Origin of the sequence: Alkalimarinus alittae, assembly GCF_026016465.1 — a bacterium.
GTDB classification, from domain to species: domain Bacteria; phylum Pseudomonadota; class Gammaproteobacteria; order Pseudomonadales; family Oleiphilaceae; genus Alkalimarinus; species Alkalimarinus alittae.
Genome location: NZ_CP100390.1, coordinates 2641040 through 2654495 on the forward strand (window position 1 = coordinate 2641040; position 13456 = coordinate 2654495).

The window sequence follows — 13456 nt, forward strand, 5'->3', positions numbered from 1 at the left end:
CCCTTTTATAATTATTATTAGATGAAGCCATTCCATTACGTCTGTTTAGCATGTCCCTATAACACTTAGTCAGTAGAAGAACGAGCCTGACACAACAGTATTAGATAACGTTTATCAAATCTAGTAGAAATAGAGCGGTATATGATGGGGTTCTTAGTTTGAAGTTAACTCTGCTAAAGCCTGCCTTTCAATTTTCCCCTTCATCTTCAATAGCTCACCACTTGCCGTCAAGTTTAAGAGCGTATCCTCGACTATAGCGATTAAGTCTATGTGCTTTACATGCAAAGAATGGTAAAACCGTAATAAGAATACCTAAACGATCATTAATAAGGCCGCATAGTATATTTATAATACGCCTATTTTTTAAATAGGCTTAATTATGAATCAACCAGTAGTCTTTAAAGTACCATTGCAGCCACCCAACCCGCCGCCAACAATGGCAAGTTAAAGTGTATAAACGTTGGAATCACCGTGTCACTCATATGATTATGCTGTCCGTCAGCATTTAGGCCTGCCGTTGGGCCTAGCGTAGAGTCTGATGCAGGAGAACCCGCATCACCTAATGCGCCTGCGGTTCCGACCAACGCCACGATAGCCAATGGGCTAAAGCCTAACTGCATGCATAGAGGCACGTAAATAGCGGCAATAATCGGAATCGTCGAAAATGATGAACCAATTCCCATAGTGAGCACTAAACCCACGATTAATAATAGTAAAGCGGCTAAGGCTTTATTATCCCCCAACCAACCAGAAGCACCATTTACTAGGCTATCGATATGACCAGTCGCCTTTATCACTTCAGAAAAACCAGAAGCTGCAATCATAATAAAGCCAATGGAAGCCATCATTTTCATACCGTCAACCAACACGCCATCAGACTCACTCCAGTGTATAACACCTGTCGCCGAGAACAATAAAAAACCGGCCATTGCACCTAGCACCATACTGCCTAGATACAACTGAACCACAAAGGCGATTACTATTGCAGCCCCTGCAACCCATAACGATTTAGCACTGAATTCTTGATCTGTTTGATCTACGACTGCTTGATCAGTCTCTAATTTATAATGTCGAGGTTTACGATAACTAAATAAAGCCGCAATCAATAAACCAATCAACATACCTAATGCAGGAATAGCCATCGCAGAAACAACCGATACAGTTTCAGTATCGAGCCCTGCGCTACCCACATTAGATAATAGAATTTCATTCAAATAAATATTCCCGAAACCAATAGGTAAAAACATATAAGGCGTCACTAGCCCAAATGTTAATACGCAAGCCACTAAACGTCGGTCTAGATCTAATCGTGTCATCACGAGTAATAGGGGCGGTACAAGAATAGGAATAAACGCAATATGAATCGGTATGATGTTTTGAGAGCTCACCGCGATTAACATCAATCCTAGCAGTAAGGCATTACGCAGTAAAAACGTACTTTTATTAGAAGGCGTTTGCCCACTACCAATAAGAGATAGAATCTTTTTAGCCAATAAGTGGGGTAAACCTGATAACGAAATAGCAACAGCAAAACCACCGAGAAGCGCATAGCTCAATGCAATACCTGCTCCCCCTCCAATACCTGCATTAAAAGCCTTGAGTGTGGCGTCAACATCCATACCGGCAATCCAACCACCCACAAAGGCTGCGACGATCATGGAGAGCATAACATGAAGCCGCGCCACACTTAGAGCTAACATCAACGTCACCGCGACTAAAACAGCATTCATATAACACCTTTATAAATTTGATAAATGATTAAAAACGGGCCGGATAACTGGGCGCACGAAAGATAGCATAGTCACTAAAAAAGTATGTAGTCAGATTGTAAAATAAGCAGGGCAATGTTCATAAATCCCCCCCTTCTTATGATCAACATCATTCAATATCTTGAGTCAGCACACCCTGCTGAGGGTCAAGACTCATCTGTTTAAGGCGCCCAACAAACCAATTGAGGCCTTTTCCTGTATTGCCGCGACGCCAAGCTACCGATATGTCTTCAGGAAGCCTGGGCGACTCCAATGTTAAGAGAACCAATCTTCCTTCTGCCAGTTCTTGCTTAATCCGATGGCTCGGCAAATAACCAACCCCAAGCCCCTTACATTGAGCCTCTATTTTATGCTCGATGGTCGGAACAATTATTCGACTTTTGCCATCCAATAACCCTGAGGATCGAGCCGGGGCTCGTTTCGAACTATCAGCCACAATAACTGTTGGGTAATCTTGTATAGCGCTCGTAGCTAAAGGCATAGGCTGTTTAGTCAACGGATGATCTGCTGCAACTGCGAACTCAAACTTCACCTTCCCTAATGAATGAATGGCATAGCCTGGTGCCGGCGAAGCGCCTTCTGCACCAATCACAAGATCACAACGATCATCATTCAACGCTTCCCAGCTTCCGCCCAGCACTTCTTCGCTAATGCGTATTTCGGTTTTAGGTTGAATCCGCTGAAACGCTTCAATCAAGTCATAAATAGGACCGCAGGTCAGAACACTATCAATGCAGATACGAAGTTCAACTTCCCAACCGTCAACCGCCCGACTGATCATTGCCGTCAGCTCCTCAGATGCTTTAAGAATTTGCCGACCCTGCTCCAACACTAACCGTCCAATAGGTGTCAGCTCTGCTTTACGCCGACTGCGATCAAATAACGCCACCCCAATATCTTCTTCAAGTTTGTTGACCGTGTATGAAATCGCTGATGGGACTCGGTACAACTCTTCTGCAGCAGCGGCAAAGCTTTGACGACGTTCGATGGCGTCGAGGGTCTGTAATGCATCCAAAGAAATGAGTGAGTTCATAATTCAGTTTTCCTGATCATTTAGGTCAAAATATTCCGCTATTATCTACCAACGCCTTTTATTATAGTAGATTCATCAACCAACTTAATTGAAATGAATTGGAGAAAAATCATGAACAAAGCACTTATCCAGCGTCCCCTTTTAACCGATAACAGCTTAACGAGCTTAGCGCTTCGCCTTCCAGCTGGCGTCATATTTGTGGCTCACGGTGCTCAAAAACTATTTGGTAGTTTTGGTGGCTACGGTTTAGAAGGAACAGGGCAGTGGATGGCATCCATTGGATTAGAGCCTGGCTACTTAATGGCGCTTGTAGCCGGCAGCGCAGAATTCTTCGGAGGTATCGCACTACTCCTAGGGTTACTAACTCGCCCAGCAGCATTAATGTTGGCGATCACGATGCTCGTTGCTATCATCACAGTTCACTTACCTAACGGGCTATTTATGAGTAACAATGGTTATGAATTTGGACTAGCATTACTAGGTATGTCAGTAGCATTGGTATTTAACGGCGGCGGTAAATTTTCGCTAGACCGCAAACTGAGTGGCATCAAGCGTTAATACGTGCTCATACAGAGACGACAGCCATTCGCGAGAATGGCAAAACATACCAGTGCGGTGTTTCAGGGTAGAGACTAATTAGCTGAACCACGCCGTTCACCTCCCCCCATAAAGTGAGGCCTATTATGCAAGCACTACAGTTTACCAAAACCGGCAGTCTAGATTCACTTCAAGTGCTAGACCTACCAACACCAACGCCTGCAGCCGATGAAGTTTTGGTGGAGGTTAAGGCTACGGGCGTTAACCCTAGTGATATAAAGAACGTGCTTGGTCTATTCCCCTACACAACGACACCCCGTATTCCCGGTCGGGATTTTGCCGGGGTAATGGTAAGCGGGCCGAAGGAACTACAAGGTAAAGCTGTTTGGGGTGGCACAGGTAAAGGATTTGGTTTTTATCAAAACGGCTGCCATGCGCAATATGTAGTCATGCCTGCTAATGCCGTCGCACTTTTACCGGAGTCACTAACATTCGCTCAAGCAGCCACCTATGGAGTTCCATTTATCACCGCATGGGATGCGCTTGAACGAAGTCAAGTGAAGGCAGGTACTCGATGTTTAATCATAGGCGCTGGTGCTGTGGCCAGAGCCGCGCAAGCATTAGCCACCGCAAGAGGCGCCAATGTTGTCATGGCAGCCAGACGAAGTGATGTTTTGCAGACGTTTCAATCCGAAGGCATCAGTGCTATTCAATTACAAGACGAGCATCAACTACCAGTACAGGCACAAGACGCCTTTAAACAGCAAGCACCAGAAGTCATATTTGACACGACGGGGTATTGGTTACCCGCAGCCGTTAATACCATTGACTCATTTGGACGTATTGCAGTCATTTCTGCTCCACGTGATGGATCAATCAACCTACCTATTCTAAACCTGTACCGTAAGGGGGGCTCAATAATTGGTGTTAATTCATTGTTGTATAGCCTAGAAAATTGCGCAAGAATGCTAACGAAAATAGGCGCCGCATTTGAGAATGGTCTACCGGTTTCAAATAATTTTATAGAAATGCCGCTATCTGAGGCTGTTGCAGCCTACCATCAAGTAAGTAACGGTGGCTCAGATAAAATTGTGCTGATTCCATAATCCCGCCCGCTCTTAACGTTTTATATGTTTGACGCCATTCAAAACCCTCTTGCAGATATTTGTGATATTCTTATTTTCAAATTATTTGCAAGATTAAAACCTATAGCCGTAGAGACCACATGCTGACCTCAACAATCATCCGATACTCGTGTTTATCTCTACTTTTACTACTCTCCACTCATGTACTATCTGAAGTTTATCAGTGGACCGACCAAAATGGCCGAATACATTTTGGTGATCGACCACCCGAGAAAACCGCTTCAAAAAACATCTCTGAAAAGCTCGACAAAATCAATATTACTAGCGATTACAGCTCACCAGATATGATGCTTCGTCATGAGCAAAGCAAAGATACAGAAAGACAGCAGCGCATAGATGAGTGGAAAGAAAAGCAAAAAAATAAGCCTTCTAAGGCTGAAAAGTGTCAAGAAGTACGTCAACAATTAAACGTCATTAAAGGCCCTGTTGTGTTTGTCGATGACAATGGTAAAGACCTTAAAGTGAGTGAAGAAACAAGAAAGAAAAGCGTTCAAAAGCTCGAAAGCATTATTCGTAAGCACTGCCAATGATGACAAAAAACTCAAACAGCCTCAGCCTATTCGTCGCTTTCGCATTATTGATGCTCAGTAATGCCTTCGCCTATGGGCAAATTTATAAGTATAAAGACGAACACGGCAAATGGCATTTTTCAGATAAAAAGCCCTCTCACACCAAGGCGCCGGTTCAACAAATCAACCTCAAACCTGCCGTCATAACAGAAAAAACAAAGCCGTTTCTTACGGTAAAGCAAGCGAATGGACAACTACACTATACTGCTCACAACCCATTACTCATTCCTGCTCAGTGTTTTTTAAATGACAAAGAGACTAAAAAGAAGATCTCATCAGCCGTAATTCCACCGCATTCATCTAAAACTGTCTTCAAGCAGCAAAATAGCCGAAACAAACGAAACGTTCACTTCCGTTATGTTCTCGGTGATCCTACGGCCCAGCCAGACAATGCACTTATCCTCCCCCCATTCACAAACTATAAGCCAATGCGTGTAAGCCAAGGCTTCAACGGCCCATTTAGTCACCGTTCAGATAGCAGTCGCTATGCGGTTGATATAGGCATGCTTGTTGGCACCAACATCACAGCCGTTAGAGAAGGCGTAGTCATTAGGACAAGGGACAATTATACGCTAGCAGGAGTATCAAGCCCTTACTTCCTTGATAAAGCCAACCTAGTCAAAATACTTCATTCAGACGGCACCTATGCCTTATATGGGCACCTATTACTGGGTGGCGTAAAAGTAAAAGTCGGCGATAAAGTAACCGCAGGGCAAGTGATTGGCTTGTCGGGAAACACAGGATATTCAACCGGCCCTCACCTGCACTTTGTTATGCTTTATAACAATAAAGGCAAAAAGCAGTCGATACCGTTTAAATTTTTGCAGCCTGGCAATAAACAAATTACGCCTAAACGAGGTGATTGGTTACTGCCTTATTTGCCAAATTAAGTCAGTCTTTTTTAGTCATTTGGAGGTTTTTTGTTTCATTAGTACGGTAAAAAATTTTTATCGATATAATGACTACGATACACTAAGCGTATAAATTTATTTAAAACCATCACCTTAATTATGATACTCAATTGTCTTCATTTTTATCCAATAGTCTTCGTTTTTATCCAATAGTCTTCGTTTTAATTCCTTCAATCTAATTTTGTATTCGTGTAATTTCAGCGAAGACAATGTAACGCTGAATCCCTTGTATTGCGGCTCCAACAACCTTCAATATATTGAATTCGAACGAAGACAACTATAAGTATCTGATTTTATTAGACTTAATGACACATCACCAAATCTAAAAATAAACAACCTTAATCCCACCCCAAAACCACATTAGACACATTATGTCTCACCCTGTCGTTAAACTGAACTTGAATATTAAGCCGTAATTCAATCATTAAGCAGGGTCTATATATGTTTTCATGTGACGCAGATAAGACGTTGAATATGTCCGTAATTAATCAGTACGGTGGCGACTGGAAAGGGTCAATGACATGTTGGCCAGATATCAGTTTTACACCTGAACTTAGATACACGGATGACCCGTTCAGTGCTGATATCACTATCGCAGTGGCGTTGGCTGATGACAACGCTAAAAAATGGTCTCAACGAATACCTGCCGATCTAGTGCCTAGATTAATTGCCTTTGAACAAATATGGCTAGGTAATGCTTATATAACACTGTTCTTTATTAGCCGGTCAGAAAGTGCCCGCAATTTATTTACAAGCAATATGGGACTTTTTTGGTACATCATAAAACACTGTAACAGCTGGCACCCTCTTGAAACCCTACAACTATTTAATGAACGTAAAAAGAAGATATTGTCGTTCTTAGGCTTACCCGAAGAACCCGCTGTATTTAATACGTTTAAAAAACTAAACCTATTAAAACCAGACAACCATGTTGTTAATGCATTAACAACAGTCATGAAATCAGGCACTTATAAAGCGTTATTGCATGTTAAATTTCTCACTGAGGATTTGATCAATCTACTTGCTAAGTACCCAGACCTATCTTCAAGCAAGCTCATTCAACGCTACCAGCCCTCATGGGAGTATTTTAGCTTTTCAGACGAGCTATCAACGATAACTGAATCAGCCGAAGACTACGAGTTAGGCGTGAAATGGGTTGCAACAAAACTGACGGGGAATAACCCACAAGTCGTTTTAGAGCGCATTGATGAAAGAATCACCCACCACTTTAGGAATAAAAGTGAGGTATCACAGAGAAAGAAGCCAAATTGTAGTTACCCAAAACCTCCCGTTGAAGGCAATGATCATATTAAACCCATATCTAAATATTATGACATCCTAAGAGAGTCTGAAGAACAAGAACACTGCGTTCAAAACTACCATGAAATGGTGTTAGACGGCTCTACTTACTTTTACAAAATAACCAGACCTCAGCGTGCAACAATTCAACTTAACGTTGAGGATAGTGGAAAAATTTACCTTGAGGATATTAAACTAAAACATAATACGACACCCTCAGCTGAAATCGAACACGTCATTTATGAATGGCTTCTGTCGTCAAAAAAAGGGATAGATTTGGAACGCTATCAATATAAATTAGTGTGCGAATCTGAAGATTACAATGATGACGACTTCTAGGTAATACACCCAGCCAACTCAAAAAACACCCGAAATACCTTAAACTGACCATTGAGCATACAGCTATGTCTAACTCTGATGATACCAATTCGAATTTATTTGGAATCGTTGTATATGTTTCCGCACAACTGAAAGAACAGGTTACTAAAAGCCTTGGCCTGTTTGCCAACACGCCCGAGGATCTAGATCAGGGTAGTGCTTACTACAACACTCGAAGGTTTACGATTGTTACGCTCGAAGCGTCATTTATAAGTAACGCACTGCTTTGTAAAAACACTACGCCTCATATAAACAGTGAGTTAACATTCGTTATTTGTAATAACTCACAAACAGAAAGGGCCATTGCAGACGCCATACGAACTTATCGAATTATAAATAAAACAGGTATTACCTACGTCGATATTATCGGCCTAGAGCCCCAAACAGAGGTGGTTTCAAACAAACAGACGTTAATAGAGACTAAACATCAATTCGCCCAAGGTATTAGGTACTGGAAAACAGAGAGCTATTCATCGTTAATCAATAATGTTAAAGCATCGTTGTATGTTCTGGGGATTTACTTCAACAGCCCCACATTCTGTGTAGACTGGAACGATTTACTTTGGGCCCTAACGTCACAAGGGTCTGGAGTCATTTTCTTACAAGGAGAAAGTTTAGCTAAGCTCATAGATGAATGCTGTCGCACTGCAAAAGAGTATGGCGGCAGACCTGCTGTAGTGATGTTGGGTTGTGCAACAATTGAGGAGTTCAATCCCAATAAGGTTTTGGAGCTTTTACACATTGCAGAACCCTTTACTAGAGAGGACGATATCATTTTAGATTCAGCCTGTTACGGACCCAGTTCAGAACGCTTTCTAACCTTTATAGCTCCCTCAAACTCTTGGTGCTGGCTAGGTTTTAAGAGCAAACAAAAACCCCTATCGGGGCGTGTCCATCCGAACACTTTGCTCACCTAGGCTTAGTAGCATATCACCATCATGTAAACAGCCATGTTCAACCGAGTATTTAATGATGCTTTTGAGACTTGTAAGATCAATACAGCCATTTATACACTGAACCTTACTGACGTAACCCAAGGCTAACCTTTGAAGCCTCCGCCCTTCTGGCTTATCCCAGGAAGAGGACTCAATATCAGGCAGCAAGCTATTCATCCATACGTCAGAAGGGATTAACGCAATAAATACCCCCTCATCATCACTATATTCTGAACCTAAAATAAGGTTTGGCAATAATGTACAAACAACATCATTGGATAAAAAATCACTGATTTTTTGAGGCAACATAAAGTGAAATGGCCCAATACGCTCTGCACAATAGCCTTCATTTTTATTCTTTTCTACATGTTTCAAATAAACACCCTATTTCTATCGGCTATATGAAATTATCTGAATTAATAACGTCTAGTTTAGCAGCACGTAACGACACCATGCGTCTAACTTTATTTTTAGTTAGTGATCACCCATAAACAAAAAAACTCTAGCTTTTTGTCATCCTCGCGAAGGCGGGGATCCATTTTTTTAGTGACGTTTCAGAATTAGTACTCATTAAATCTATAAGGTATTCAAAGCGTCAGAATCATTGATAACAACGATATTTAACGCTGAGTTGCGATTAAAACACGTACTGCTAAGGTTAATTAATAACCTATTAAATTAAGTAATAACACTCAACTTTATTCATTATTTAACGAGGCCAACTTGGCAGATTCAGCGGTTAGACAGCTCGTTATACTCACTTTAATACCTAGAGCGCCTGCATCTATTACAACAAGTGATATCTATCGTAAAGTATTGGATGCAGGGTTTAACTGTGGCAGAAAAACCACTGAGCGAGATTTGGACGCGCTAACTAGCTTCTTCCCAATTACGACGATAGATGAATCATCAAAGCCATACCGTTGGTGTTTTGATAAATTTGAAATGATTGAAATACCTAGGTTAACGCCACAAATGGCACTAACACTCAGCCTAATCAACAAGCATTCTCAAAACTTGCTTCCTAAAAATGCACTTGATTATCTATCACCGTATTTTAAACAAGCTGAAAAAGAATTGGCCTCGCTATCAGACAACACCTTGTCAAAATGGCAAGACAAAGTACATGTCGTACACAACACCCTCTCCTTTGAGCCGCCTATACAAAAAGATGAAATCACAGATCAACTCTACCTTGCGCTAATCCAAGGGAAGCAGGTCAAAGCAACCTATCAAGCCAGAGGAAAAGAAGCACGTGAATACCAACTAAACCCAATAAGTTTAGTCCTCCGAGGACAGCAAACCTATATATTATGCACCAGCAGCAGGCATGAAACCGTTCTTCAATTTTTAATAAATCGATTCAGCTCGGTAGAAATAACAGATCAAAAAATTCATGAAAACAGCCTCAAAATAGATGTGCAAGCCTACCTTGATCAAGGCGCTTTTGGCATGTTGAAAAGCAAAGAAAAACTAAAACTGATTGCGAGGGTTCAGACACTAAAGGGTTGGCACTTACACGAAACGCCACTCAGTAAAGACCAAGAAATCATACACGACCAAGACGACTCATTTTTGTTAAAGGCGACTGTTGCTGATAGCCATCACCTTGTGTGGTGGATTTTGAGTTTAGGGGATCGGATAGAAGTGCTAGAGCCGGCATCTTTGCGGGAGGTTTTGGTAGGTCAGGTTAAAGGGATGGCTGCGCGATATGGGGTTGGTTAGAGAAGGTGTTACAGATTAGATAAATATAAGTGGGTTACTTTTTAACTATATTGATAAAAAAGTAAAGTAAGTCTGATTAAAACTGTGAAAAACATGCTAATTTCTTAAGGACATTGATTTTGATTTCACCGGAAAAAAGTAAAATATTATATGAATTTCTAGACCTGTGGCCCTTGGAAAAAGTAAGGGAAATGACCTATGAGGAATACACCGGCTTAAACGATAAAACCACATTTTGTTACTCGGTAGAGAACCGGACAAAAGGGTTAGGAACTATACGCGCCTTACCTAGTAACAAGTTTGGATTTTTCCGCTGGGGGGAAGATTATAACCAGAACACAACAAAAACTAACCATGATTCAAAATATGCATGGAACAAAGATTTTGGAAAAAAAAGAAAAAACGCTTTTAACAATGTAATACAAAAAATATGTGCCGTGATAGAGGCTGCTCAACTATGTGACTTAGAAACAATTGAAAAGATCGATTTAAATGCTTGGTATAAATGGAAAATAGCTTCTTTATATTCAGAAGGTCGAATTCCTCCAATATTTAAGCAAGGGGTTATTAGAAAAATTGCTGATGAATATCAAATCCCGACTAAAAAGGAAGAGAAAGCACCGACTTTGGCTTACATAATGAATGGAGTTCCAGAAGAAGAATGTCGCTTCAATTTTGTATTTGACCTATTTAAAAAATTTGACAACATCAAGGAGGTAGAACCAAATAGCGGAAAAAAAAGTGAGGATTCTGAAACAAGGTTTCTAAAAAAAGCATCCTATACTGCTGATAAAAGGCACAATATCATTCAAAATAAGCTTTTCGAAGAGCTTAAAAAAAAATATCCGTTTGATCACATTGGAATTGAAGAAAATAAAATCGATATATTTCGAGAAAGTAGTGACCAAATATTTTTCTACGAAGTGAAGTCAAGCTACAGCCCAACCTACTGCGTGCGAGAAGCTCTTGGTCAAGTTCTTCATTACGCTCATAAGTACAGGTCACCAAAAAAGAAAAATATTATAGTGGTTGGCGAAAGAGCAGCATCAGCTTCAGATCAGTCATATTTAGAATTCATTAAAAAACAAGTTACTATAAATTTTGAATATATTGCTATTCCGGTCTCAGCTTAAAGAGGTGGAATATTGAAATGATGTGCATTGATGCTGTTCATGTTGTGTATGGAGTACCAAAAAAAATATTAATATACTAACTCTAACTCATTGCTGTATATGACAAACACTAGGGTATAGGAATTGTGTTATTTTCAATTACTAACGTATAAAACAAACGTTTTTAAAGAGTCAATTGTCTTTTTTTATCCAATAGTCTTCGTTTTAATTCCTTCAATCTAATTAAACACTCTCCCCTGCCGCATGGCCAGAACTCCAACTCCAAGAAAAGTTAAAGCCCCCTAACCACCCCGTAACATCAACCACTTCACCAATAAAATACAACCCTTCAACCTTTTTAGACATCATCGTTTTAGACGAGAGTTCATTAGTATCTACACCCCCAATAGTAACTTCAGCCGTCCGGTATCCCTCTGTTCCTGATGGCGTAATTTTCCATTCACTAAGCTGTGCGGCGACCTTCTCTAACTCAGCAGGTGTGTATTGTTTCATGGGTTTGGATTCGAACCAGTTTTCACAAAATAGCGTAGCCATTTTTTTGGTGAATACATCTGATAATACGGTTCGGAGTTCGGCGTTGGGCCTTCCTGATTGCTCTTCTGCTAGCCAGCTTTCGGCGTTGAAGTCGGGTAGCAGGTTGATTTCTATTTCATCCCCTTCTCGCCAATAAGATGATATTTGCAGTATCGCGGGCCCGCTGATGCCTCGGTGGGTAAAGAGGATATTTTCTCTAAAGGTCTGACCATTACAGCTGACGGTGGTATCCACCGAGCTTCCTGAAAGTGCTTCGCAGAGAGGTTTAAGTTGATTGGTGATCACAAAGGGGACCAAGCCTGCTCGGGTACTGAGTATTGAATGACCAAATTGGCGCGCAACGTCGTAGCCGAAGCCTGTTGCACCCATAGTGGGAATGGATAATGCGCCTGTGGCGATGACGAGAGACTCACAAGTGAGCGGCTTATTGCCAGCATTTAAGGCAAACCCTTGCTCTGTTTTTTCTATCTGCTCAACAGAAGTATTAAGCTGTATTTTAGCACCGGCATCGTCACATTCAGTTAAAAGCATCGTTAGAATGTCGCTTGCTTTATTGTCGCAGAATAGTTGGCCTAGCTTTTTTTCGTGGTAGGGAATGCCATGTTTATCGACCAGGGCGATAAAGTCCCATTGTGTGTATCTGGCGAGTGCCGATTTACAAAAATGAGGGTTATGAGAGATGAAATTCTCAGGCTCTGAATACATGTTGGTAAAGTTACAGCGCCCTCCTCCTGACATCAGTATTTTTTTACCGGCCTTGTTGGCATGATCCAACACCAACACATTACGGCCTCTATTACCCGCGGTTATTGCACACATAAGGCCGGCTGCGCCAGCACCAATTACGATAACATCATAATGAGACAACAGTGATACTCCTGAACGGGTCAAGTAAACAGTAAGGGGGCTAGGTATATGGGGTGCATTCTAACAGAACATGTTTAAAAGAAGGTAATCAAAGCCTGTTGCGTTTTACCTGTTAAGTTTGTGATTAAACAGATTGGCATTCTCTGGTAATTTTATGTCTGGGTTTGCTTGTTTTAATGCGTCATAAAGATCTTTGCGAGAAAAGTTATAATTTTGGGTTATCTGCACTCTTTCGCCATTTTTAAGACAGACATTTATGTTGGTCATCGCGCTTTGGCTAACCTCCAAATTGTGCTCTATAGCCACTATGTCTTTTGGGTTGACACTAAAACACCATTCTTTAAAAACAGGATGGTGGCTATAAAATTCACTATCTGTCACATAGATTTCGAACCTGTCATTCTTTTTTAATAGCCATAACAAAATGACGACCATAACGGCAGCAACAACAAAAGCACCTATCTTTACAACGGCATATAGTTGTTCGAAGTTTGGTTCGCTGTGTAAGAAATACCTGAAAGCATAAAGAAGTACAGGTATGAGTAAAATGTTTACAGCTAGTGTAATCGCTTGTCGTGTTTGAGTTTTAGCATAATAAAATATCATTATTCTGCCTATTGA

General features: G+C 41.1%; 13 protein-coding genes. 8 read left to right on the forward strand and 5 right to left on the reverse strand.

The window, feature by feature from the left end; all coding sequences use genetic code 11:
* Nucleotides 1–398: 398 nt before the first annotated feature.
* Both NKI27_RS12050 and NKI27_RS12055 read right to left on the reverse strand, forming a co-directional pair.
* Nucleotides 399–1730, reverse strand: a complete 1332-nt coding sequence (locus NKI27_RS12050; RefSeq protein WP_265046298.1) for a Na+/H+ antiporter family protein — start codon at nt 1728–1730, stop codon at nt 399–401.
* A 148-nt stretch (nt 1731–1878) separates the two neighbouring features.
* A complete protein-coding gene (locus tag NKI27_RS12055; protein ID WP_265046299.1) occupies nt 1879–2802 on the reverse strand; it encodes a LysR family transcriptional regulator in 924 nt (307 codons plus the stop codon).
* Nucleotides 2803–2913: 111 nt separating this feature from the next.
* Here NKI27_RS12055 and NKI27_RS12060 point away from each other — a divergent pair, with 111 nt between their 5' ends.
* The 6 genes from NKI27_RS12060 to NKI27_RS12085 all read left to right on the forward strand — a co-directional run bounded on the left by NKI27_RS12060 (nt 2914) and on the right by NKI27_RS12085 (nt 8558).
* Nucleotides 2914–3360, forward strand: a complete 447-nt coding sequence (locus tag NKI27_RS12060; protein ID WP_265046300.1) for a DoxX family protein — start codon at nt 2914–2916, stop codon at nt 3358–3360.
* Nucleotides 3361–3485: 125 nt separating this feature from the next.
* On the forward strand, nt 3486–4445 hold the full coding sequence (locus NKI27_RS12065) for a quinone oxidoreductase family protein (RefSeq protein WP_265046301.1): 960 nt from the start codon (nt 3486–3488) through the stop codon (nt 4443–4445).
* Between the two features lie 119 nt (nt 4446–4564).
* The gene (locus tag NKI27_RS12070) at nt 4565–5014 is read left to right on the forward strand and encodes a DUF4124 domain-containing protein (RefSeq protein ID WP_265046302.1); all 450 of its coding nucleotides are present in this window, start codon (nt 4565–4567) and stop codon (nt 5012–5014) included.
* Nucleotides 5011–5943, forward strand: coding sequence for a M23 family metallopeptidase (locus NKI27_RS12075; RefSeq protein ID WP_265046303.1), 933 nt, complete (start codon nt 5011–5013; stop codon nt 5941–5943). Before NKI27_RS12070 ends, NKI27_RS12075 begins: the two co-directional genes overlap by 4 nt.
* A 462-nt stretch (nt 5944–6405) precedes the next feature.
* Entirely contained in the window at nt 6406–7602 is a 1197-nt protein-coding gene (locus NKI27_RS12080; protein ID WP_265046304.1) for a hypothetical protein, read from the forward strand.
* 65 nt (nt 7603–7667) lie between these two features.
* A complete protein-coding gene (locus NKI27_RS12085) occupies nt 7668–8558 on the forward strand; it encodes a hypothetical protein (protein WP_265046305.1) in 891 nt (296 codons plus the stop codon).
* On the opposite strand, the gene NKI27_RS12090 is transcribed toward NKI27_RS12085, so the two are convergent.
* Entirely contained in the window at nt 8520–8951 is a 432-nt protein-coding gene (locus NKI27_RS12090; protein WP_265046306.1) for a hypothetical protein, read from the reverse strand. The two genes, NKI27_RS12085 and NKI27_RS12090, sit on opposite strands and share 39 nt — an antisense overlap.
* A 348-nt stretch (nt 8952–9299) precedes the next feature.
* On the opposite strand from NKI27_RS12090, the gene NKI27_RS12095 reads away from it, so the two are divergent.
* Complete coding sequence (locus tag NKI27_RS12095) at nt 9300–10301, forward strand: helix-turn-helix transcriptional regulator (protein WP_265046307.1); 1002 nt, start codon at nt 9300–9302, stop codon at nt 10299–10301.
* 119 nt (nt 10302–10420) lie between these two features.
* Nucleotides 10421–11434, forward strand: coding sequence for a hypothetical protein (locus tag NKI27_RS12100; RefSeq protein WP_265046308.1), 1014 nt, complete (start codon nt 10421–10423; stop codon nt 11432–11434).
* Between the two features lie 222 nt (nt 11435–11656).
* Here NKI27_RS12100 and NKI27_RS12105 read toward each other — a convergent pair whose 3' ends face one another.
* Both NKI27_RS12105 and NKI27_RS12110 read right to left on the reverse strand, forming a co-directional pair.
* Complete coding sequence (locus NKI27_RS12105; RefSeq protein WP_265046309.1) at nt 11657–12835, reverse strand: BaiN/RdsA family NAD(P)/FAD-dependent oxidoreductase; 1179 nt, start codon at nt 12833–12835, stop codon at nt 11657–11659.
* A 105-nt stretch (nt 12836–12940) separates the two neighbouring features.
* Nucleotides 12941–13441, reverse strand: a complete 501-nt coding sequence (locus NKI27_RS12110) for a hypothetical protein (RefSeq protein WP_265046310.1) — start codon at nt 13439–13441, stop codon at nt 12941–12943.
* Between the last annotated feature and the right edge of the window lie 15 nt (nt 13442–13456).

Coding starts and splice junctions, on each gene's coding strand:
- NKI27_RS12050 (WP_265046298.1), bottom strand. CDS start 1,730: ATGAATGCTGTTTTAGTCGCGGTGACGTTGATGTTAGCTCTAAGTGTG.
- NKI27_RS12055 (WP_265046299.1), bottom strand. CDS start 2,802: ATGAACTCACTCATTTCTTTGGATGCATTACAGACCCTCGACGCCATC.
- NKI27_RS12060 (WP_265046300.1), top strand. CDS start 2,914: ATGAACAAAGCACTTATCCAGCGTCCCCTTTTAACCGATAACAGCTTA.
- NKI27_RS12065 (WP_265046301.1), top strand. CDS start 3,486: ATGCAAGCACTACAGTTTACCAAAACCGGCAGTCTAGATTCACTTCAA.
- NKI27_RS12070 (WP_265046302.1), top strand. CDS start 4,565: ATGCTGACCTCAACAATCATCCGATACTCGTGTTTATCTCTACTTTTA.
- NKI27_RS12075 (WP_265046303.1), top strand. CDS start 5,011: ATGATGACAAAAAACTCAAACAGCCTCAGCCTATTCGTCGCTTTCGCA.
- NKI27_RS12080 (WP_265046304.1), top strand. CDS start 6,406: ATGTTTTCATGTGACGCAGATAAGACGTTGAATATGTCCGTAATTAAT.
- NKI27_RS12085 (WP_265046305.1), top strand. CDS start 7,668: ATGTCTAACTCTGATGATACCAATTCGAATTTATTTGGAATCGTTGTA.
- NKI27_RS12110 (WP_265046310.1), bottom strand. CDS start 13,441: ATGATATTTTATTATGCTAAAACTCAAACACGACAAGCGATTACACTA.